Raw genomic sequence first — 20,029 nt, 5'->3', positions numbered from 1 at the left:
AGTTGGCGCTCACGATGGACATCCACCTCTCCCCCGCCGGCCCGGTGACCGTCGAGGGCGTCCCGCTGGAGCGGCTGCCGCGCCGCGACGTCCCCGGCGGGTTCCGGGCGACGGCCCCGGGCGGCGGGCGCCTGCTGGTGGCGGGCGGCCCCGGCGCCCGGCCCGAGCCGGTCGCCGGCACCGTCTACGACGCGGTCCTGCTCGACCTGGCCGCCGCCCCCGACCACCTCGGCCTGCTGCGCCGCCGCGGCGCGGTGTCGGCCGCCACCGACGTCCGCGACCTGCACGGCGCCCTGCGCCCCGCCGAGCTGGAGCGGCGCCTGCGGCTCTGGCGGCCCGCGCCGGACGCCCCGCACCGCACGCTGCTGCTGGGCGGCTCGCGGTCGGGCAAGTCCGCCGAGGCCGAGCTGCGGCTCGCCGCCGAGCCGCACGTCACCTACCTGGCGACCGGGCCGGACGGCGCGGGCGACGCCGAATGGGCCGCGCGCGTCGCCGCGCACCGCGCCCGCCGCCCCGCCTGGTGGGACACGGTCGAGACCGCCGACGCCGCCGCCGTCCTGGCCTCCCATCGCGGGACGCTGCTGCTGGACGGCGTCGGCACCTGGCTCGCCGCCGCGATGGACCGCACCCGCGCCTGGGACGACCCGGACGCCCTCGCCCCCTGCGTCGACGAGCTCGTGGACGCCTGGCGGGCCACCGCCGCCCGCGTCGTCGCCGTCACCGACGAGGTCGGGCTGTCGCTGGTGCCCGGCACCCGGGCCGGGCGGCTGTTCCGCGACGCGCTCGGCACCGTCAACCAGCGGCTCGCCGCGCACGCCGAGGACGCCGCGCTGGTCGTGGCGGGCCGCGTGCTGGAGCTGGCGTGATCGACGGGATCCGGCTCGCGGTCAGCCTGCTGACGGTCGTCCCGGTGCCGGTGGGCGCGGTGGACCGGCGCGCGGCCCGGTGGGCGATGCTGCTGGCCCCGGCGGTCGGGCTGCTCGTGGGGGGCGCCGCCGCGCTGGTGCTGCTCGCGGCGGGCGCGCTCGGCCTGCCGGGGACGCTCGGGGCGGTCCTCGCGGTCGGGTCGTCGGCCGCCCTCACCCGCGCGCTGCACCTGGACGGGCTCGCCGACCTCGCCGACGGCCTCGGCAGCCGGAAGCCCGCCGCCGGCGCCCTGGCGATCATGAAGCGATCCGACATCGGGCCGTTCGGCGTCGTGACGCTGCTGCTGGTGCTGCTCGTCCAGGTCGCGGCGGTCGCGGGGGCGCCGCATCCGGCGCTCGCGGTGCTCGTCGCGGCGGCCGCCGGGCGGCTCGCGCTGCCGTGGGCGTGCCGGGCGGGCGTGCCGTCCGCGCGGTCCGGCGGCCTCGGCGACCTGGTCGCCGGCACCGTCCCGACCGCGGGCGCGGCCGCCGCGACGGCGGCGGTCCTCGCCTTCGGCGCCGTCGCGGGCGTGCCGGGCGTCCTCGCCGTCGCGGCGGGTCTGGCGGCGGCTCTGGCGATGCTCGCGCACGCGCGCCGCCGCCTCGGCGGCATCACCGGCGACGTCCTCGGCGCGCTGGTGGAGATCGCCGCCACGGCCGCGCTCGTCGTGCTCAGCGCGCGGTGAGCGGGGTGCTCAGCGCGCGCTGAGCGGGGCGCTCAGCGCGCGCTGAGCGGGGCGCTCGGCGCGCGGTGAGAGGGGCGCTCGGCGCGCGGTGGGCCCCGTGACCAGCCCCGGCGGCGCGCGGGCCGAAGGCAATGCTTGATCCAAAAGGGCGAAACCGGTCACCGGGAGGACTAACATCGAGGAACGTGACGACCATCAGCCTTGACAGCGCAGTCCCGGCCGGCCTCGACGCCGACGCCATCGTGATCGGGGTCGTCCCCGGCCCGGAGGGCGCCGTGCCCGCCGCGGGCGCGGACGGCGTCGACCAGGCCCTCGGCGGCACCCTCGCCGCCTCGCTCGCCGCGCTCGGCGCCACCGGCAAGGCCGGCGAGGTCGTCAAGCTGCCCACCCTCGGCGCGCTCCCCGCCAAGGTCGTCGTCGCCGCCGGCCTCGGCGCCGAGCCGGGCGCCGAGGAGCTGCGCCGCGCCGCCGGCGCCGCCCTGCGCGCCCTCGCCGGCACCGGCCGCGCCGTCGTCGCGCTGCCGATCGCCGACGCGGCCGACACCGAGGCCGTCGCCCTCGGCGCGCTGCTCGGCAACTACGCCTTCGACACCTACCGCACCGGCGAGCGCAAGGGCCTCGTCGAGGAGATCACGCTCACCGGCGCGGACGGCCACGACGCCGCCGTCGAGCGGGCCGGCGTCCTCGCCCGCGCGGTCGTCCTCGTCCGCGACCTGGTCAACACCCCGCCCTCCGACCTCACCCCCGAGGACTTCGCCGGCGTCGCCGAGCGCGTCGCGGGCGAGTCCGGCCTCGCCGTGGAGATCCTGGACGAGAAGGCGCTCGTCGAGGGCGGCTACGGCGGCATCGCCGGCGTCGGCCAGGGCTCGGCGAACCCGCCGCGGCTCGTCCGCCTCGCCTACACCCACCCCGAGGCCGCCAGGACCCTCGCGCTGGTCGGCAAGGGCATCACCTTCGACTCCGGCGGCCTGTCGCTGAAGCCCGCCGACTCCATGGACTGGATGAAGTCCGACATGGGCGGCGCCGCCGCCGTCCTCGGCGCGCTCGCCGCCATCGCCGCGATCGGCCCGAAGGTCAACGTCGTCGGCTACCTGGCGATGGCCGAGAACATGCCGAGCGGCTCGGCCCAGCGCCCCTCCGACGTGCTGCGCATCTACGGCGGGAAGACCGTCGAGGTCCTCAACACCGACGCCGAGGGCCGCCTCGTCATGGCCGACGCCCTGGTCCGCGCCGGCGAGGACGACCCCGACCTCATCGTGGACGTGGCGACGCTCACCGGCGCCCAGCTCGTCGCGCTCGGCACCCGCACCACCGGCGTCATGGCCAACGGCGACGAGGTCCGCGAGAAGGTCGTCGCCGCCGCGCTGCGCGCCGGCGAGGCGTCCTGGGGCATGCCGCTGCCCGAGGAGCTGCGCAAGGGCCTGGACTCGGCCGTCGCCGACATCGCCAACATCTCCGGCGAGCGCTGGGGCGGCATGCTCGTCGCCGGCGTGTTCCTGAAGGAGTTCGTGCCGGCCGGCGTCCGCTGGGCGCACCTGGACATCGCGGGCCCCTCCTTCCACAAGGGCGAGCCCTACGGCTACACCCCGAAGGGCGGGACCGGGGCCGCGACGCGTACGTTGGTGCAGATCGCGGAGGACGTCGCCGCCGGCGTCCTCTGACGCCGGCCGGCCGGTCCGGCCGCCCCCGCGGCGGCCGGGTCAGGCCGCACCGGTGCCGCGGGTTCGGTGCGGCGGGGGGCGGCGGCCGAATAGATTTGTGCCGGGGCGGGCGACGGGGCCCGTCCCATGGGAGGAGCGTCCAGTGGCCAACAGCGGCCCTTACGACATCGTCGTCCTCGGCGGCGGCAGCGGCGGGTACGCCTGCGCGCTGCGGGCGTCCGAGCTGGGCAGGCGCGTCGCCCTCGTCGAGGGCGCCGAGCTCGGCGGCACCTGCCTGAACCGCGGCTGCATCCCCACCAAGGCGCTCCTGCACGCCGCCGAGATCGCCGACCAGACCCGCGACGCCGCCCGGTACGGGATCCGGGCGTCCTTCGAGGGCGTCGACATCGCCGGCGTCAACGCCTACAAGGACGGCATCGTCGCCGGCACCGTCAAGGGCCTCACCGGGCTGATCAAGTCCCGGGGCATCGAGGTCGTGGCGGGCTGGGGCCGCCTCGCCGGCCCGACGACCGTGCGGGTCGCCGGCGCCGACGGGTCCGAGCGCATCCTGGAGGGGCAGCACATCGTGCTCGCCACCGGGTCGCGGCCGAAGTCCCTGCCCGGCCTGGACATCGACGGCGAGCGCGTCCTGTCCAGCGACCACGCGCTCCGCCTCGACCGCGTCCCCGCCTCGGTCGTCATCCTCGGCGGCGGCGTCATCGGCGTGGAGTTCGCCAGCGTCTGGCGCTCCTTCGGCGCCGAGGTCACCATCGTCGAGGCCCTCCCCCGCCTGCTGCCGCTGGAGGAGGAGTCCAGCTCCAAGCGGCTGGAGCGCGCGTTCCGCAAGCGCGGCATCCGCTTCGAGCTCGGCACCCGCTTCCAGGGCGTCAAGACCACCCAGGGCGGCGTGTCGGTCACCCTGGCCGGCGCGGACGGCGCCACCCGCGACGTCGACGCCGAGCTGATGCTCGTCGCCGTCGGCCGCGGCCCCGTCTCCGACGACATCGGCCTGGACGCCGCCGGCGTCGCGACCGAGCGCGGGTACGTCACGGTCGACGAGCACTGCCGTACCAGCGTCCCCACCATCTCGGCGGTCGGCGACCTCATCGCGACCCCGCAGCTCGCCCACGCGGGCTTCGCCGAGGGCATCCTGGTGGCCGAGCGGCTCGGCGGGCTGGCCCCGCCGCCGATCGACTACGACGGGGTGCCGCGGATCACCTACTCCGACCCCGAGGTCGCCTCGGTGGGCCTCACCGCCCGGGCCGCCCGCGACCGGGGTTACGAGATCAACGAGGTCGCCTACGACCTGGCCGGCAACCCCAAGAGCAAGATCCTGGGGACGCAGGGCGAGATCAAGGTGATCGCCGCCGTGGACGGTCCCGTCCTCGGCGTCCACATGGTCGGTGCGCGTGTCGGCGAGCTCATCGCCGAGGGACAGCTCATCTACAACTGGGAGGCTCTGCCGGACGAGGTCGCCCGGCTGATCCATCCCCACCCGACCCAGTCCGAAGCGGTCGGCGAAGCCCACCTGGCCCTCGCCGGCAAGCCACTGCACGTGCACGGCTGAACCACGGCCGCACGTTTCATCGTTAGAAGGAGTCGCGAGAGACATGCCGGTCTCCGTCACCATGCCCCAGCTCGGCGAGAGCGTCACCGAGGGCACCGTCACCCGCTGGCTGAAGAAGGAGGGCGAGCGCGTCGAGACCGACGAGCCGCTCCTGGAGGTGTCGACCGACAAGGTCGACACCGAGATCCCCTCCCCGGCCTCGGGCATCCTCACCAGCATCACCGTCGCCGAGGACGAGACCGTCGAGGTCGGTGCGGAGCTGGCCGTCATCGGCGACGAGGGCGACGCCCCCGCGCCGCAGCAGGACGACGAGCCCGCCCAGCAGGAGGAGCCCGCCGCCGAGCAGGAGCGGGAGGAGGCCCCCGAGCAGGAGGAGGCCCCCGCCGCCCCCGCCGCGCAGCAGGGCCCGCCGCCCTCGGCGTGGCCGCCGCCCGCCCAGCAGCAGCAGTCGCAGCCGCAGCAGCCGGCGCCCCAGCCGGCGCCCGCCGAGCAGCAGCCCGCCGCCCAGCCGCAGCAGGAGCAGCAGGAGTCCGCTCCCTCCGGCGACGGCCCGTACGTGACGCCGCTCGTCCGCAAGCTCGCCGGCGAGCACAACGTCGACCTCACCTCGATCGAGGGCACCGGCGTTGGCGGCCGCATCCGCAAGCAGGACGTCCTGGAGGCCGCCCGCGCCCAGCAGCAGGCCGCGCAGGCGCCCGCCGCCCCGGCGCAGGCCCCCGCGGCCGCCCCGGCGGCGCAGGCCCCGGCCCCGTCCGCCCCGCGGCACGCGGCGCCGGCCCCGGCGGGCGCGCCCGCCGAGCAGCTCGCGCTGCGCGGCAAGACCGAGAAGATGACCCGCATCCGGCAGACCATCGCCCGCCGCATGGTCGAGTCGCTGCAGGTCTCGGCGCAGCTCACCACGGTCGTCGAGGTCGACATCACCAAGGTCGCCCGGCTGCGCGACCGCGCCAAGGCCGACTTCCAGGCCCGCGAGGGCGTGAAGCTGTCCTTCATGCCGTTCTTCGCGCAGGCCGCGATCGAGGCGCTGAAGGCGCACCCGAAGCTGAACGCGGTCATCGACACCGAGAACAACGAGGTCACCTACCACGACGTGGAGAACCTCGGCATCGCGGTGGACGTGCCCGAGCGCGGCCTCATGGTCCCGGTCATCCACAACGCCGGCCAGCTCAACCTGGGCGGCCTCGCCCAGCGCATCGCCGACGTCGCCGACCGGACCCGCACCAACAAGGTCAGCCCGGACGAGCTGTCCGGCGGCACCTTCACGCTGACCAACACCGGCAGCCGCGGCGCCCTGTTCGACACCCCGATCCTCAACCAGCCGCAGGTCGGCATGCTCGGCACCGGCGCCGTCGTCAAGCGCCCCGCCGTCATCGACGACCCCGAGCTCGGCGAGGTCATCGCGGTCCGGTCCATGGTCTACCTCGCGCTGACCTACGACCACCGCCTGATCGACGGCGCGGACGCCGCCCGCTTCCTCGCCACGATCAAGCACCGGCTGGAAGAGGGCAACTTCGAGGCCGAGCTCGGTCTCTGAGCCCGCCGAGCCGGCGCGAAGGCCCCGCCCTTTCGGGCGGGGCCTTCCCCGTCGCGGGTCCGGGTCTCCTCTTCGGCGGCGCGGCGGCGTACGCTGGCGGCAAGGCGGTCGCGTGCACGCCCCCGTCCCTCCCGGCTCCGGCCGGCGACCGCGCGCGTCCGCGGTGGGTGATCGCCCCGGACCCGGTGGCTCCTGCGTCCCTCGATCCGGCGGGCCGAACCCTCATGCGCGACCTTCCTCTCCCTGCCGACGGGGCCGACGACCGCGCCCTCGCCCCCGACGGCGTCGTACCGATCTCCCTGACCGCCGACCAGCGCACCGTGCTCGAACGGGCCGCGGCCCTCGCGGACGTCAGCATGCAGTGCTACCTCGAACGGTCCGCGCTCGACCGCGCCCGCCGGGACCTGGCGGCCGCCTCCGGCGAGGCCCCCTCCCGCGACGGCCACCTGACCGGCGCGCTGTCCTGGCGCTGGATCCTGGACGGGCCGGAGCGGGCGCGCTACCCCTCCGAGGCGCGGCGGCTGGTCCGCGCGGCGCTGCGCGCGCGGGCCCCGGCCCTGCGCGACGACGCGAGCGCGGTGCTGGTCAGCGAGCTGGTCGGCAACGCCGTCCAGCACGGCGGGCCCGGCCCCGTCACCCTGCAGATGGCGCTGGACGGCGTCGACCTGGTGTGCGGGGTCGGCGACCGCGGCACGGCCCCGCCCATCCCGGTCCGGCCCGGCCTCGGCGACGAGAACGGGCGCGGCCTGCTCCTGCTGCTCGGGCTGTCCGACGCGTGCGGCTGGTACCCGACGCCGGCCGGCAAGACCGTCTGGTTCAGCCGGCGCCTGTTGAGGGACGGCTTCCCGGCGGGCGAGCGCGCCGGCTCCCTCCTGCCCCGCTGGTCCCACCCCTTCCTGCACGGCGGCAACGACGCGTGGTCCCCGACCCGGGAGCCCTGACGGCTCCGGGCGCGGGGCGGCCGCCCGGCATCGCGCGCCCTCGGGCATACGGTGGGTGGCGGCGCTTCTAGGTGGCGGGGGGGACGCTCGGATGATCAGCGATGACGGGGACCGGGTCTGGCGGCTGATCTCCGCCAGCGCCCGGGACCGGGGCGAGCCGATGTCGGCGTGGGACGTCTGCGCGGTCTGCGCGCGGGGGCTGCCGGCGGGCGGGGCGGGCGTGTCGCTGCTCGCCGGCGACCGGCTGGAGCCGACGCACGCCTTCGGCGCGCTCGGCCGCGGCCTGCTGGACGCCTCGATGGTCAGCGGCGACGGGCCCTGCGTGGAGGCCGTCCGCACCGGCGTCCCGGTGCTGGCGGCCGACCTGGACGGCCGCGCGGCCGGGGGCCGCTGGCCGCTGTTCAGCGCGCTCGCCCAGGCCGCCCGGGTCGCGGCGGTCTTCGCCTTCCCGCTGGTGAGCGGCCGGTCCCGGGTCGGCGTCCTGACGGCCTGCCGCGACCGGCCGGGCGGCCTCGGCGCCGCCGGGTACCGCGACGGGCTGCTCCTCGCCGACGCCGCGGTGGCGCTGCTGCTGCGGGAGCAGGAGGAGGCGGCGGCCGACCCGGCGGCGCCGGCCGACTGGCTGGCGCTCGGCGCCGAGATCCACCAGGCGGCCGGGATGGTCTCGGTGCAGCTCGACTGCACCGTCGAGGACGCCCTCGCCCGGCTGCGCGCCCACGCCTTCGCCAACGACCTGACGGTGAGCCGGGCGGCGCTGCTGGTCGTGGAGCGCGCCCTCCGCTTCTCCCCCGACCGGCGGCCCGGCGGCCCGTGAGCGCCCGCGGGACGGCACCGCGAGCGTAGGGTGAGGGGATGGCGAGGACCCCGGCTCGAGAGCCGGACCGACGGGTGGCGGCGGCTTTCATCGCGCTGGCGGACACCCTGGTCACCGACTTCGACGTCATCGAGTTCCTCCAGCAGATGGCCGAGCGGAGCGTCGACCTGCTCGGCATCGACGCCGCGGGCCTGCTCGTGACCGATCAGAACGGCCGGCTCCGCCTCGTGGCCACCTCCAACGACCAGACGCGGATGCTGGAGCTGTTCCAGCTGCAGAACCGGCAGGGCCCCTGCCTGGACGCCTTCACCACCGGCCGGGCGGTGCACTGCGCCGACCTCGGCGACCCGGCGGAGGCCGCGGCGTGGCCGCTGTTCGCCGCCCGCGCCGGGGACAGCGGGTTCGCCGCGGTCAGCGCGCTGCCGATGCGCCTGCGCGACCAGGTGATCGGCGCGCTGAACCTGTTCCGCAACGACTCCGGGCCGCTCGCCGAGGACACCGTCCGGCTCGGCCAGGCGATGGCCGACATCGCCACCATCGGGCTGCTGCAGGAGCGCACCATCCGCCACGGCCAGGTCCTCACCGACCAGCTGCAGACGGCCCTGACCAGCCGCGTGGTGATCGAGCAGGCCAAGGGGGTGCTGGCCGAGCGCCACGGCTGGACGATGGACCAGGCCTTCACCGCCCTGCGCGGCCACGCCCGCGACAACGGCCGGCCGCTCACCGCGCTGGCCCAGACGGTCGTCTCGCGTGGACTGGGCGAGGCCGAGAGCGCCGCGCTCGCCGGGCGCGTCCCGCGGTCCCCGCAGGCGGACCGCTAGCCGGCGCGCCCCCGGAACCGCGCGCGAAGCCCGCCGAAATGGGGGAACGGGTGACCTCCTGCGCACAGAGCGGGTACTTTCTGTACACGGGCGTTCGCCTTAGGTGGTCATCTCCGCCGCCGGCGGCGCCCCACCGAGAGATCTTGCGTGACGCCCAGACCTCGCGCCGCGTCGGATCCGGCTCGGCCCGCCGTGCCCGCACCGTCTCCGCGGCACGGGACCGGCGGCCGGTGACCCGACCGATCACCAGCGTGAGGACCCGCCTCATGGAAACGCTCCACCTGTCCGCCCGCCGGACCGCGGACACCGCGGTCCTCTCGGTGGCCGGCGAACTGGACATGGCCACCGCGCCGCACCTGCTGGCGCGCGTCGACGGCACGCTCGCCGACGGCCGGCTCCCCCGCGTCCTGGTCCTGGACGTCGGGGCGACGGTGTTCATCGACGCCGCCGGCCTCGGGGCGCTGCTCGCCGCGCAGCGCGCGGCGCGCCGCCTCGACGTCCCCCTGCGGCTGTCAGGGGCGTCGGAGGCGGTGGACCGGCTGCTGTCGATCACCCGCACGCGCCACTGCTTCACCTACGCGGAGGCGGACGGCGACGCCCCCGGCGCTCAGCCGGACCGGCGGTCGGAGACGGCGTAGGCCGTCCCGGCCGACAGGGCCGCCGCGCCGAGCACGGCGGGCCAGGCGCCGACCTTCTTCGCCAGCGGGTGCGACCCGCCGAAACCCGCCAGGTAGACGGTGAGCAGCCCCGCGGCGCCCGCCGGGCCGCTCGTGCGGGCCCACTCGCGGGCGCACCAGGCGCCGGCCGCGGCGAGGACGGCGCCGCCGAGCTCGCGGCGGCGGGTGAAGCGGGCGGCGGCGTACCCGCCGACCAGGCCGGACGCGGCGACGGCCGCGGTGGGGATCCTCATGGACGCATCTCCTGAGAGGCGGTGGACGTGCGGTGGGCGCGCGGCGGCGCGCCGTCCGCGCCCCGCCCCCCGATCCTACGGACCGGCCCGCCGGCCGCCGCGCCGGGACGCCCGGGGCCGCGCGGTGACGGGGGAGCACCGTAGGGTGACGGTATGAAGGTGACGGTGACGGGCTCCACGGGACTGATCGGGACGGCCCTCGTCCGCTCCCTGCTGGCCGACGGGCACGAGGTGGTCCGGCTGGTGCGCCGCGCCCCCGCGGCGCCCGACGAGGCCCGCTGGGACCCGGCCGCGGGGCACGTGGACGCCGCCGCGATGAAGGGCGCCGACGCGGTCGTCCACCTCGCCGGCGCCGGCGTCGGCGACCGGCCCTGGACGGCCGCCTACAAGCGCCGCATCCGCGACAGCCGCATCGACGGCACCCGCACCATCGCCGCGGCGCTGGCGGCGTGCCCGAGCGGCCCGCGGATCCTCGTCTCCGGCTCGGCGGTCGGCTACTACGGCGACACCGGCGGCCGCGAGGTCGACGAGTCCTCCCCCGCCGGCGCGGGCTTCCTCGCCGCCCTCACCCGCGACTGGGAGGACGCCGCCCGGCCCGCCGCCGACAGCGGCGTCCGCGTCGTGCACCCGCGCACCGGCATCGTCCTGGACGCCCAGGGCGGCCAGCTCGGCAGGACGCTGCCGCTGTTCCGGCTGGGCGCCGGGGGGCGCCTCGGCGACGGCCGCCAGTGGATGAGCTGGATCACCCTGGACGACGAGGTCCGGGCGCTCCGCTTCCTCATCGACGGCGACCTCTCCGGCCCGGTCGACCTCACCGCCCCGAACCCGGTCACCAACGCCGAGTACACCAGGGCCCTCGGCGAGGTGCTCGGCCGCCCGACGGCGCTGCCGGTGCCGGCGTTCCTGCTCCGCGCGGCGCTCCGCGACTTCGCCGACGAGGGGCCGCTCGTCAGCCAGCGCGTCCTGCCGGCACGGCTCCTCGACGCGGGCTTCACCTTCCGCCACACCGGGATCGGCGAGGCGCTGCGCGCCGTCTTCGGCCGCTGACGCCGCGCGGCCGGGGCGGGCCGCGCGGCCGATGCCAAGAATCGCCAAAATCGCGCCCGCCCGGCGGCCCGGCCCGTAGCGTGACCTGCACAGGACCTGGAAGTGGGAGATCTCATGAGCACCGACGGGCAGCCGCACATCCTCGCCATCGGCGGGGGCAGCTTCATCTCCGATCGGCGGGACGTGCGCGAGCCGTCGCCGCTGATCCGCTACGCGGTGGACCTCACCGGCCAGGACCGGCCGCGCGTCTGCTTCCTCACCACCGCCGTCGGCGACGCCCCCGACTACCTGGCCTACTTCTACGCCGGCTTCGCCAAGCTGGACGCCGACGTCAGCCACCTCGCCGTCTACCCGATGCCGAACGTCGACGACATCCGCGAGCACCTGCTCGCCCAGGACCTCGTCTACGTGTCCGGCGGCAGCGTCGCGAACCTGCTGGCGCTCTGGCGGGTCCACGGCATCGGCGACGTCATGCGCGAGGCGTGGGAGGCGGGCGTGGTCCTGTCGGGGCAGAGCGCGGGCGCGCTCTGCTGGCACGTCGGCGGCAACACCGACTCCTACGGCCCGGCGCTGCGGCCCCTCACCGACGGGCTCGCGTTCCTGCCCTACTCGTGCGGGGTGCACTACGACTCCGACCCGCAGCGCCGCGAGCTGCTGCACGCCTCGGTCGGCGACGGCACCCTGCCGCGGGGCTACGCCGCCGACGAGTCGGTCGCGCTGCACTACGTCGGCACCGAGTTCGTCCAGGCCGTGTCGTTCCGCGAGGGCGCCGGGGCGTACCTGGTCGAACCGGACGGGTCGGGCGGCGCCAAGGAGACCCGGATCGAGCCGCGGCTGCTGACCGCCCCCTGACCGGGGGCCGTAGGCTGGGCGCCGTGAGCGACGTGGACACAATCGAGGCGGGCACGCGCGAGCTGGTCGTCGTGCACGCGGGGTTCGGCACCGCGGCGGTGCCCTACGAGGCGGGCTGGGACCTGCAGCGGCGCACCCAGGAGCGCCGCATCGCCGACGAGATCGGCGACACCGTCCTGCTCCTCGAGCATCGGCCGGTCTACACAGCGGGCAAGCGCACCGAGCCGCTCGACCGGCCGGTCGGCGACCCGGGCGCGCCGGTCGTCGAGGTCGACCGCGGCGGGAAGATCACCTGGCACGGGCCGGGGCAGCTCACCGGCTACCCCATCGTCAAGCTCGCCGGCTCGACCGGCGGCGTGGCGTTCGTCCGGCTGCTGGAGCGGATGATGATGGACGTCTGCGCCGAGTTCGGCCTGGAGACCAAGTTCGTCGACGGCCGGAGCGGCCTCTGGGTGCCCGGCGCCCCCGACCGCAAGCTCGGCTCGATCGGCCTGCGGGTCCGCCGGAACGTGACGATGCACGGCTTCCAGCTCAACTGCGACTGCGACATGTCATGGTTCGACCGGATCATCCCGTGCGGGATCCGGGACGCCGGGTCGACGAGCCTGTCGCAGGAGCTCGGCCGGCCCGTCCCCGTCGCCGAGGTGGTGCCGCTCGTCGAGCGGCACCTCGCCGAGCGGCTCGGCGTGCCCGGCGTCCTGCACCGCACCGTCGCCCAGCTCGCCTGACCGCGCCGCCGGCGAGTCGCGCGGGAACCTCGGCCGTCACGCGAGTGCGCTACCTGACCGGTGGGGCGATGCCGCAGGCGAGTCCCCGCCGGTCAGATCGCGAAGCGATGTCGCACTCGCCCCAGGCGCGGCCGAGTGCGAGCCGCCAGGCGAGTGCTCGGGCCGGGGCTGCGCTCAACTGGGGATCATGGCCTTGTAGACGGTGCGGCCCTCGGCGGCGGCGTCCTGGTAGAAGCGGCCGAGCGCGCCGTAGGCGGGCCGCAGGACCCGGTCGCGGACGCCGGGGTCCATGCGGTCCGCGTCCTGGACGCCCGCCCCGGCCATCGCGGCGAGGTCGAAGCGGCCGGCGACGGCGTCGAAGGGCGTGGCCGCCAGGTGGTCGGCGGCGGTCTTGACCCGGCCCGCGTCCAGGTAGATCACGTCCAGGCCGAGCTCGGCGGCGCCGTCCTCGGTGAGCAGCCGGCCGCCGCACACCACGTCGGCCTCGGGCTGGCGGCCGTCCCAGGCGTCCCCGGTGATCAGGTAGTGCAGCGCCTGCCAGGCGCCGCCGAGGTCCAGGACGGGCCGGCCGGCCCGCCAGTCCGGCGTACCGAACAGGCCGCGGGCGATCCGGGCCGGGTCCTGCCCGCCCGCCGGCGCCATCAGGTACGACATTGCCAGACCCACGGTGGTCCTCCTGCTGAACTTGCTGCTCGCAACGACAGGGAGTCACCCTAGGAGAGATCAACCGCTACGCACGGTGGAACGGCCGAACCGCCTCCGTTTCGTCACCGAATCGTCCTCCGTGGGCCGCGCGGTCCGCCGATGTGCCGAGCCGGGTGATCCGGACGTAGGCTGGCGTCCGTGACGACGGCGACACCCGAGGGGCGCAAGCTCCTCCGCATCGAGGTCCGCAACAGCCGGACGCCCATCGAGCGCAAGCCCGACTGGATCAAGACACGGCTGAAGATGGGGCCGCAGTACCGCGAGCTGACCTCGCTGGTGAAGTCCGAGGGCCTGCACACGGTGTGCCAGGAGGCGGGCTGCCCCAACATCTACGAGTGCTGGGAGGACCGCGAGGCCACCTTCCTCATCGGCGGCGACCAGTGCACCCGGCGCTGCGACTTCTGCCAGATCGACACCGGCAAGCCCGCCGAGTTCGACCGCGACGAGCCGCGCCGCGTCGCCGAGTCCGTCGCCTCCATGGGGCTGAAGTACGCCACCGTCACCGGTGTGGCCCGCGACGACCTGCCCGACGGCGGGGCCTGGCTGTACGCCGAGACGGTGCGGCGGATCCACGCGGCGGTCCCCGGCTGCGGGGTCGAGCTGCTGATCCCCGACTTCAACGCCGTCCCCGAGCAGCTCGCCGAGGTGTTCGCGTCCCGGCCCGAGGTGCTCGCGCACAACGTGGAGACCGTCCCGCGGATCTTCAAGCGGATCCGGCCGGCGTTCCGCTACGAGCGCTCCCTGGACGTGATCACGCAGGCCCGCGCGGCCGGCCTGGTCACCAAGTCCAACCTGATCCTCGGCATGGGCGAGACGCGCGCGGAGGTCGCGCAGGCGCTGCGCGACCTGCACGCGGCGGGCTGCGAGCTGATCACCGTCACCCAGTACCTGCGGCCGACGCCCCGCCACCACCCGGTGGAGCGGTGGGTGAAGCCCGAGGAGTTCGTGGAGCTGGCGGCCGAGGCCGAGGAGATCGGCTTCGCGGGCGTCATGTCGGGCCCGCTCGTGCGCTCCAGCTACCGGGCCGGGCGGCTCTACCGGCAGGCCGTGGACGCCCGCCGGGGCTGACCCGCGCGGCCCGCCGGGGCCGGCCGGAACGGTCCGCCGGGGGTGACCGACGGACGGGTGACACCCGACTATCCTTGGCAACATGTCGAAAAAGCCCACGGACGGGGCCCAGGAGCGTCCGGGCCGCCTCAAGCAGATCCGCATGGTCGCGCAGGTCCTCAAGCAGGCGGACCCGAAGGCCCTGCCGATCGTCTTCGCCGCCGCGCTCGGTTCCCTGGTCGTCGTCATCCTCATCGGGCTGCTGATCGACCAGCTGTGGTTCTTCATCCCCCTCGGCATCCTGGTCGCGATCGCGGTGGGCATGATCACCTTCGGGCAGCTGGCGCAGCGCGCCCAGTACAAGGTGATCGCCGGGCAGCCGGGCGCCGCCGCGGCGATCATGAAGAACACGCGGGGCGGCTGGACGGTCACCGAGGCCGTCGCCGGCAACCGCAACCTCGACATGGTGCACCGCGCGGTCGGGCGCCCCGGCGTCGTCCTCGTCTCCGAGGGGCCGAGCAGCCGGGTCGGGCCGCTGCTCGGCGCGGAGAAGAAGCGGATCTCCCGCGCCGCGCAGCAGGTGCCGATCTACGACGTGCAGGTCGGCACCGAGGAGGGCCAGGTGCCCGTCGACAAGCTGCAGCGGCACCTGATGAAGCTGCCGCGCAACCTGACCAAGGCGCAGGTGTCGGAGCTGAACGGCCGCCTCCAGGCGCTCCCGCGCAACATGCAGATGCCGAAGGGCCCGATGCCGCGCGGCGCTCGGATGCCGAAGGGCCCGAAGCCGAAGACCCGCTAGGGCGCTCCGCGCCCGCACACGCGCGAAGGGCGCCTCCCCGCGCGGGGAGGCGCCCTTCGCGCGTGTGCGGGCGCGTGCGGGCGGCGTCAGCGGTTGACGACGACGGTGTCGGCGGCGCGGTCGTGCAGGCCGCGGTAGTCCCGGTCCCAGATCATCGCGGGGACGACGAGGACGAGCAGCACGGCGCGCACCAGCGCCCAGACCGGCCCGACGGGGCCGCCGCCGAGGCGCGCGACGCGGATGCCGGTGACGCCCTTGCCGATGGTGACACCGGCCGTCCCGACGAGGATCCACGACATCAGCGCGAACACCGCCAGCGTCGTCAGGCTGCGCTGGGAGGGCGTCCAGTCGAGCACCCGGGTCAGCAGCGTGGAGATGAGCAGCGCGATGACCCAGTCGATGAACAGCGCGCCGAGGCGCCGCCCGTAGCCGGCGGCGGACCCGCTGCCCTCGGCGGGCAGCCCGAGCCGCTCGCCGGGCCTGCCGAGGTCGACCCCGGCCGAGCGGGCGCCGCCCAGCCATGTCTGCGTCCACCGCTGGCCGCCCGGCCCGCCCTGCTTTCCGCTGCTCATGCGCATACGTTATCCGCTGCGCGGGTAGGGGTGTCCGTCGTGGTCTCCCCCGCCGCCCGGCCGGGTGTGAGCGACGCCACGACGTGATTCGTAACACAGGCGAAACATATGGGACACGGTCGGGAAACCGCCCCTCCATAGCCTGCCCCGAAGCCCACGAAGCGCCCCGAGGAGGCTGGATGTTCAGCAGCGCCGATGAGGTCCTGCGCTACATCGAGAACGAGAACGTCCGATTCGTCGACTGCCGGTTCGTCGACCTGCCCGGCAAGATGCAGCACTTCACCTTCCCGGTGGAGAGCTTCGGTGAGAACGTCTTCACCGACGGGCTCATGTTCGACGGGTCGTCGGTCCGCGGATTCCAGGAGATCCACGAGTCGGACATGCTGCTGCTGCCCGACCCCGCCACCGCGGTCCTGGACCCGTTCCGCCAGCACAAGACCCTGAACCTGAACTTCTTCGTGCACGACCCGCTGACCGGCGAGCCCTACAGCCGCGATCCCCGCAACGTCGCCCGCAAGGCCCAGGACTACCTGCGCGGCACCGGCATCGCCGACACCGCCTACTGCGGGCCCGAGGCCGAGTTCTACATCTTCGACGACGTGCGGTTCGAGACCAAGCAGAACGCCGGCTACTACTTCCTCGACTCGATCGAGGGCGCGTGGAACACCGGCCGCGAGGAGGAGGGCGGCAACCTCGGCGCCAAGCCCCCCTACAAGGGCGGCTACTTCCCCGTCCCCCCGATGGACCACTACACCGACCTGCGCTCGGAGATGGTGGCCCAGCTCCTCGGCGTCGGCATCCACGTGGAGATGCAGCACCACGAGGTCGGCACCGCCGGCCAGTCGGAGATCGACTTCCGCTTCGACACGCTGCTGAAGACCGCCGACAACCTGATGCTCTACAAGTACGTCGTGAAGAGCGTCGCGCGCGCCGCGGGCAAGTCGGTGACGTTCATGCCGAAGCCCATCTTCGGCGACAACGGCTCGGGCATGCACGTCCACCAGTCGCTGTGGAAGGACGGCTCGCCGCTGTTCTACGACGAGGTCGGCTACGCCGGGCTGTCGGACAACGCCCGCTACTACATCGGCGGCCTGCTGAAGCACGCCCCGTCGCTGCTGGCGTTCACCAACCCGACGGTGAACTCCTACCACCGCCTCGTCCCCGGCTACGAGGCGCCGGTGAACCTGGTCTACTCGCAGCGCAACCGGTCGGCGTGCATCCGCATCCCGATCACCGGTTCCAACCCCAAGGCCAAGCGCGTCGAGTTCCGCGTCCCGGACCCGTCCTGCAACCCCTACCTCGCCTTCTCGGCGATGCTGATGGCGGGCCTGGACGGCATCAAGAACAAGATCGAGCCGGCCGAGCCGGTCGACAAGGATCTCTACGAGCTGCCGCCCGAGGAGGCCCGCGCCATCCCGCAGGTCCCCGGCTCGCTGGAGGCGGTGCTGGACGCCCTGGAGGCCGACCACGACTTCCTGCTGGAGGGCGGTGTCTTCACGCCGGACCTCATCGAGACCTGGATCTCGATGAAGCGCGAGTTCGAGATCGACCCGATCCGCCTCCGCCCCCACCCGCACGAGTTCGAGCTCTACTACGACATCTAGGCCCCTGCCGCGGCCCCGACGAGGCCCCGCCCGCCCCGTGCGCGCGGGGCCTCGTCACGCCCGCCCGAAGCGGCGGCGGTAGGCGGTGGGGGTGAGGCCGGTCGCGCGGCGCAGCACCGCGCGCAGGTTGGCGGCGGTGCCGAGGCCGCTGCGGCGGGCGACGACCTCCAGGCGCGGCTCGCCGCGCTCGATGAGGCGGCAGGCCAGCGCCGCGCGCTCGCCGGTCAGCCAGGCGAGGGGCGTCGTGCCGAGCTCGGCGCGGAAGCGGCGGTGCAGGGTGGCGGGGCTGACGGCCGCGCGGGCGGCGAGGTCCGCGACCGTCAGCGGCTCGTCCAGGCGCTCCAGCGCCCAGGCGAGGACGGGCGCCAGGGACGCGTCGGGGACGGCGGGCACCGGCCGCTCCACGAACTGGCGCTGGCCGCCGTCGCGGTGCGCGGCGAACACCAGGCGGCGGCTCACCGAGGCGGCGATCTCGGCGCCGTGGTCGCGGCGCACCAGGTGCAGCCCGAGGTCCAGCGCGGCGGCGCTGCCGGCGGCGGTGAGGATGTCGCCGTCGTCGACGAACAGCACGTCCGCCCGCATCTCGACCTGCGGGAAGCGGGCCCGGAACTCGTCCGCCCACTGCCAGTGCGCGGTGGCGGGGCGGCCGTCCAGGACGCCCGCCTCCGCCAGCGTGAACGCGCCGCTGCAGAAGCCGACGAGCCGCGCCCCGCGCGCGTGCGCCCGCCGGACCGCGTCCAGCACCGCCGGACGCCGCGGCACCCGCACGTCGGGGCGGTTCGGCACGATCAGCGTGTCCGCTGAATCGGCCGCCTCCAGGCCCGCGACGCCCGTCAGGGTGTAGAAGCCGTCCCGCATGAGCGTGCGGGGCTCGGGCGAGCAGAGCCGGAAGTCGTACAGGTGGCCGCCGACCTCGGGGCGGTGCAGCCCGAACACCTCGGTCGCGCAGCCGAGTTCGAACGGGTTGGAGTTCTCGTCCACGATGACGACGACGCGGTGCGAGGATCCTTGCGGCATGTGCCATTCCTAGCACTCGCCGGACGGCCGCCGCCCCGCCAGGATCGGCCCGTGAACACCGAACCGATCGCTCTCGCCGACGCCCTGGCCTCCTTCGACGCCCTGTGGAGCCCGCGCATCGTCGCCCGCGTCAACGACTACGACGTCCGCGTCGCCAAGGTCGAGGGCGAGCACCTGTGGCACGCCCACGACACCACCGACGAGTTCTTCCTCGTCCTGTCGGGCGAGCTGCGCATCGCCCTCCGCGAGGACGCCGGCGAGCGCACCGTCCACCTGCCGCGCGGCGCCGTCTTCACCGTCCCGAAGGGCGTCGAGCACAAGCCGTCCGCCGCCCCGGGCACCACCCTGCTGCTGTTCGAGCCCACCGGCACCTCCACCGTCGGCGACCGCCACGCCCCCGTCCCCGCCCACGTCGACGCCACGACGGGCCACGCCCTCGAAGCCTGACTCAGGGGATGCCGGCCTCGGTGAGGATGGCGTGCACGGCCTCGGCGGGGAGGGCCGGGTTGCTCGCGGCGGCGCCCGCCAGGTCGGGATCGTGCAGGAGCTCCAGGATGCGCGGCTGCGGGAGGCGGGGGTCGGCGGCCATGGTGAGGCGGACCAGGTCGTCGGGGTCGGTCAGGAGGCGTTCGACGGTGGCCGGGGGGCAGCGCGGGTCGTGGACGATCAGCGTTCTCAGGAAGGGGTCGTCGGAGTCGGCCAGGCGGGACAGGGCCTCGCGGGGGAAGGCCGGGTGGTCCAGGAGCGTCCAGCGGGCGGGAAGCGGGGATTCGAGCAGGGTTCGCAGGAGGAGGTCGGCAGGGGCGTCCGGGTGGTGCTCGGCGAGCAGCGCGCGGACGACCGTGTCGGGGTCGCGGGCGAGCGTCTCGACGAGGTCGGGCGGCAAGCGGGGACTGCGGGCGGCGGCCTGGCGGAGGACGGGGTGCGCCGAAGTCGCGCAGCGGCGCAGGACGCCGGGGCCGGCCGTCCAGCGAGGCGGGTCGAGGACGGTGCCCGGCTCCACGGCGTAGTCGATCGCCGCGCGTTGCTCTTCGGTGAGTTCGGGGCGCAGTGACGCCGCCAGGCGGACGGCGGGGTCGGGGTCGCGGGACAGCTCGTCCGCCAGGTCGGCGGGCAGGTGCGGGTTGGCGGCGACGGCGGCGCGCAGGGACGGGTCGGGGCTGCGGGCCAGGCGGGTGGCGTCGGGGCGGTCGAGCGGGGCGTCCGCCGCGACCTCGGCGGCGCCGGGGCCGTCCAGGAGCGCCGCCGCCAAGGGCGGGCGCGTCCGGTAGCCCGCGCGAGCCGCCGCCTCGCGGACGTGCGGGGACGGGTCGGTGAGCAGAGCGTCGATGACGTCCTCCGGCGGGTCCTCCCACCAGGCGACGGCGATCGCGCGCACGTCGGGCTCCGGGTCGGTGACGAGGACGGCGCGGGCCTCGGCGGGCGTGCGGCGGCAGAGGGCCAGCTCCTCGCGCACCGCCGGATCGGGATCGCGGGCGAGCACGACGCACGTCCCAGCGGGCAGCGGCTCGAACGGGACCTCCGCGTGGAAGGGGTTCGGCCCGGCCGCGACGGCGGCGCGGACGGCCGCCGACGGGTCCGCGGCGAGAAGGGCGCGCCGCGCCGCCGGCACGTACCAGTTGTCGGCCAGCAGCAGACGGACGCCCGCGTCCGGATGGGACGCGGCGGCGGCGTGGACCTCCGCCGGCACCCCGGGACGCCACAGCAGCGCGCGCCGGACGTCGTCGTCGCCGGACGCCAGGATCCGCAGCAGGATCCCGGCCGGCGCGCCCGGGTTGCGCGCCAGCCCGTGGAGCCTCCACCGCGCGCCGGACATCCCGCCGACGCTACTCCGCGCCGG

The 20,029-nt window shown here is 75.5% G+C and carries 21 protein-coding genes; 16 read left to right on the top strand and 5 right to left on the bottom strand.

The genetic code is table 11. The features are described 5' to 3' along the window. The first annotated feature begins 14 nt into the window (after nt 1-14). The 9 genes from K1Y72_RS35860 to K1Y72_RS00435 all read left to right on the top strand — a co-directional run bounded on the left by K1Y72_RS35860 (nt 15) and on the right by K1Y72_RS00435 (nt 9,546). Nucleotides 15-866 (top strand): bifunctional adenosylcobinamide kinase/adenosylcobinamide-phosphate guanylyltransferase, encoded by an 852-nt coding sequence (locus K1Y72_RS35860; RefSeq protein WP_258571726.1) that lies wholly within the window; start codon nt 15-17, stop codon nt 864-866. Continuing rightward, a complete protein-coding gene (locus K1Y72_RS35855; RefSeq protein WP_308286822.1) occupies nt 863-1,591 on the top strand; it encodes an adenosylcobinamide-GDP ribazoletransferase in 729 nt (242 codons plus the stop codon). The genes K1Y72_RS35860 and K1Y72_RS35855 overlap by 4 nt, the downstream gene beginning before the upstream one ends. Nucleotides 1,592-1,722: 131 nt before the next feature. Then, complete coding sequence (locus tag K1Y72_RS00465; protein WP_220162103.1) at nt 1,723-3,252, top strand: leucyl aminopeptidase; 1,530 nt, start codon at nt 1,723-1,725, stop codon at nt 3,250-3,252. Nucleotides 3,253-3,394: 142 nt separating this feature from the next. Then, nucleotides 3,395-4,798, top strand: coding sequence for a dihydrolipoyl dehydrogenase (gene lpdA / locus K1Y72_RS00460; RefSeq protein WP_220162101.1), 1,404 nt, complete (start codon nt 3,395-3,397; stop codon nt 4,796-4,798). A 43-nt stretch (nt 4,799-4,841) separates the two neighbouring features. Further along, nucleotides 4,842-6,332: a 2-oxoglutarate dehydrogenase, E2 component, dihydrolipoamide succinyltransferase gene (sucB, locus tag K1Y72_RS00455; RefSeq protein ID WP_220162099.1), complete on the top strand. Its 1,491-nt coding sequence runs from the start codon at nt 4,842-4,844 to the stop codon at nt 6,330-6,332. A gap of 224 nt (nt 6,333-6,556) precedes the next feature. Beyond that, entirely contained in the window at nt 6,557-7,273 is a 717-nt protein-coding gene (locus tag K1Y72_RS00450; RefSeq protein WP_220162098.1) for an ATP-binding protein, read from the top strand. A 91-nt stretch (nt 7,274-7,364) separates the two neighbouring features. Next, the gene (locus K1Y72_RS00445) at nt 7,365-8,087 is read left to right on the top strand and encodes a GAF domain-containing protein (RefSeq protein ID WP_220162096.1); all 723 of its coding nucleotides are present in this window, start codon (nt 7,365-7,367) and stop codon (nt 8,085-8,087) included. Nucleotides 8,088-8,161: 74 nt separating this feature from the next. After that, nucleotides 8,162-8,908, top strand: coding sequence for a GAF and ANTAR domain-containing protein (locus K1Y72_RS00440; RefSeq protein WP_220162093.1), 747 nt, complete (start codon nt 8,162-8,164; stop codon nt 8,906-8,908). Between the two features lie 266 nt (nt 8,909-9,174). Further along, nucleotides 9,175-9,546, top strand: coding sequence for an STAS domain-containing protein (locus K1Y72_RS00435; protein ID WP_220162091.1), 372 nt, complete (start codon nt 9,175-9,177; stop codon nt 9,544-9,546). Here the strand turns inward: K1Y72_RS00435 and K1Y72_RS00430 are convergent. Beyond that, nucleotides 9,516-9,818 carry a hypothetical protein gene (locus K1Y72_RS00430; RefSeq protein ID WP_220162089.1) on the bottom strand — a complete coding sequence of 101 codons (303 nt, stop codon included), beginning with the start codon at nt 9,816-9,818 and terminating at the stop codon, nt 9,516-9,518. The two genes, K1Y72_RS00435 and K1Y72_RS00430, sit on opposite strands and share 31 nt — an antisense overlap. 153 nt (nt 9,819-9,971) lie before the next feature. Between K1Y72_RS00430 and K1Y72_RS00425 the strand changes: the two genes are divergently transcribed. From K1Y72_RS00425 to lipB, 3 genes are all read left to right on the top strand, one after another. Continuing rightward, the gene (locus K1Y72_RS00425) at nt 9,972-10,865 is read left to right on the top strand and encodes a TIGR01777 family oxidoreductase (RefSeq protein ID WP_220162087.1); all 894 of its coding nucleotides are present in this window, start codon (nt 9,972-9,974) and stop codon (nt 10,863-10,865) included. Nucleotides 10,866-10,979: 114 nt separating this feature from the next. After that, nucleotides 10,980-11,717 (top strand): Type 1 glutamine amidotransferase-like domain-containing protein, encoded by a 738-nt coding sequence (locus K1Y72_RS00420; protein WP_220162085.1) that lies wholly within the window; start codon nt 10,980-10,982, stop codon nt 11,715-11,717. A 32-nt stretch (nt 11,718-11,749) separates the two neighbouring features. Beyond that, nucleotides 11,750-12,445, top strand: a complete 696-nt coding sequence (gene lipB, locus K1Y72_RS00415; RefSeq protein ID WP_220162847.1) for a lipoyl(octanoyl) transferase LipB — start codon at nt 11,750-11,752, stop codon at nt 12,443-12,445. A 174-nt stretch (nt 12,446-12,619) separates the two neighbouring features. Here lipB and K1Y72_RS00410 read toward each other — a convergent pair whose 3' ends face one another. Continuing rightward, nucleotides 12,620-13,111, bottom strand: a complete 492-nt coding sequence (locus K1Y72_RS00410; RefSeq protein WP_220162083.1) for a DUF1877 family protein — start codon at nt 13,109-13,111, stop codon at nt 12,620-12,622. A 177-nt stretch (nt 13,112-13,288) separates the two neighbouring features. Here K1Y72_RS00410 and lipA point away from each other — a divergent pair, with 177 nt between their 5' ends. Continuing rightward, nucleotides 13,289-14,218 (top strand): lipoyl synthase, encoded by a 930-nt coding sequence (gene lipA, locus K1Y72_RS00405; RefSeq protein WP_220162081.1) that lies wholly within the window; start codon nt 13,289-13,291, stop codon nt 14,216-14,218. 82 nt (nt 14,219-14,300) lie between these two features. Continuing rightward, the gene (locus K1Y72_RS00400) at nt 14,301-14,996 is read left to right on the top strand and encodes a DUF4191 domain-containing protein (RefSeq protein ID WP_220162078.1); all 696 of its coding nucleotides are present in this window, start codon (nt 14,301-14,303) and stop codon (nt 14,994-14,996) included. Between the two features lie 86 nt (nt 14,997-15,082). Here the strand turns inward: K1Y72_RS00400 and K1Y72_RS00395 are convergent, their stop codons facing one another. Then, the gene (locus K1Y72_RS00395; RefSeq protein ID WP_220162076.1) at nt 15,083-15,568 is read right to left on the bottom strand and encodes an RDD family protein; all 486 of its coding nucleotides are present in this window, start codon (nt 15,566-15,568) and stop codon (nt 15,083-15,085) included. Nucleotides 15,569-15,747: 179 nt separating this feature from the next. Between K1Y72_RS00395 and glnA the strand changes: the two genes are divergently transcribed. Next, nucleotides 15,748-17,172 (top strand): type I glutamate--ammonia ligase, encoded by a 1,425-nt coding sequence (gene glnA, locus K1Y72_RS00390; protein WP_220162074.1) that lies wholly within the window; start codon nt 15,748-15,750, stop codon nt 17,170-17,172. Between the two features lie 54 nt (nt 17,173-17,226). Here glnA and K1Y72_RS00385 read toward each other — a convergent pair whose 3' ends face one another. Continuing rightward, nucleotides 17,227-18,189, bottom strand: a complete 963-nt coding sequence (locus K1Y72_RS00385) for a GlxA family transcriptional regulator (protein ID WP_220162072.1) — start codon at nt 18,187-18,189, stop codon at nt 17,227-17,229. Nucleotides 18,190-18,240: 51 nt separating this feature from the next. Here K1Y72_RS00385 and K1Y72_RS00380 point away from each other — a divergent pair, with 51 nt between their 5' ends. Beyond that, entirely contained in the window at nt 18,241-18,636 is a 396-nt protein-coding gene (locus K1Y72_RS00380; protein ID WP_220162070.1) for a cupin domain-containing protein, read from the top strand. A 1-nt stretch (nt 18,637) separates the two neighbouring features. Here K1Y72_RS00380 and K1Y72_RS00375 read toward each other — a convergent pair whose 3' ends face one another. Continuing rightward, on the bottom strand, nt 18,638-20,005 hold the full coding sequence (locus K1Y72_RS00375; protein WP_220162068.1) for an amino acid adenylation domain-containing protein: 1,368 nt from the start codon (nt 20,003-20,005) through the stop codon (nt 18,638-18,640). Nucleotides 20,006-20,029 lie beyond the last annotated feature (24 nt).

It is taken from the genome of Actinomadura parmotrematis (genome assembly GCF_019458805.1).
In the GTDB taxonomy this organism is placed as follows: domain Bacteria; phylum Actinomycetota; class Actinomycetes; order Streptosporangiales; family Streptosporangiaceae; genus Spirillospora; species Spirillospora parmotrematis.
This window is presented reverse-complemented; position numbering and strand designations above follow the sequence as displayed.

What these genes read in the sequence shown, in the direction of transcription:
- K1Y72_RS35860 (WP_258571726.1), top strand. Translation starts at nt 15, where the DNA reads ATGGACATCCACCTCTCCCCCGCCGGCCCGGTGACCGTCGAGGGCGTC.
- K1Y72_RS00435 (WP_220162091.1), top strand. Translation starts at nt 9,175, where the DNA reads ATGGAAACGCTCCACCTGTCCGCCCGCCGGACCGCGGACACCGCGGTC.
- glnA (WP_220162074.1), top strand. Translation starts at nt 15,748, where the DNA reads ATGTTCAGCAGCGCCGATGAGGTCCTGCGCTACATCGAGAACGAGAAC.
- K1Y72_RS00400 (WP_220162078.1), top strand. Translation starts at nt 14,301, where the DNA reads ATGTCGAAAAAGCCCACGGACGGGGCCCAGGAGCGTCCGGGCCGCCTC.
- K1Y72_RS00385 (WP_220162072.1), bottom strand. Translation starts at nt 18,189, where the DNA reads ATGCCGCAAGGATCCTCGCACCGCGTCGTCGTCATCGTGGACGAGAAC.
- K1Y72_RS00445 (WP_220162096.1), top strand. Translation starts at nt 7,365, where the DNA reads ATGATCAGCGATGACGGGGACCGGGTCTGGCGGCTGATCTCCGCCAGC.
- sucB (WP_220162099.1), top strand. Translation starts at nt 4,842, where the DNA reads ATGCCGGTCTCCGTCACCATGCCCCAGCTCGGCGAGAGCGTCACCGAG.
- K1Y72_RS00465 (WP_220162103.1), top strand. Translation starts at nt 1,723, where the DNA reads ATGCTTGATCCAAAAGGGCGAAACCGGTCACCGGGAGGACTAACATCG.
- K1Y72_RS00430 (WP_220162089.1), bottom strand. Translation starts at nt 9,818, where the DNA reads ATGAGGATCCCCACCGCGGCCGTCGCCGCGTCCGGCCTGGTCGGCGGG.
- K1Y72_RS00425 (WP_220162087.1), top strand. Translation starts at nt 9,972, where the DNA reads ATGAAGGTGACGGTGACGGGCTCCACGGGACTGATCGGGACGGCCCTC.
- K1Y72_RS00420 (WP_220162085.1), top strand. Translation starts at nt 10,980, where the DNA reads ATGAGCACCGACGGGCAGCCGCACATCCTCGCCATCGGCGGGGGCAGC.
- K1Y72_RS00450 (WP_220162098.1), top strand. Translation starts at nt 6,557, where the DNA reads ATGCGCGACCTTCCTCTCCCTGCCGACGGGGCCGACGACCGCGCCCTC.
- K1Y72_RS00395 (WP_220162076.1), bottom strand. Translation starts at nt 15,568, where the DNA reads ATGAGCAGCGGAAAGCAGGGCGGGCCGGGCGGCCAGCGGTGGACGCAG.
- K1Y72_RS00375 (WP_220162068.1), bottom strand. Translation starts at nt 20,005, where the DNA reads ATGTCCGGCGCGCGGTGGAGGCTCCACGGGCTGGCGCGCAACCCGGGC.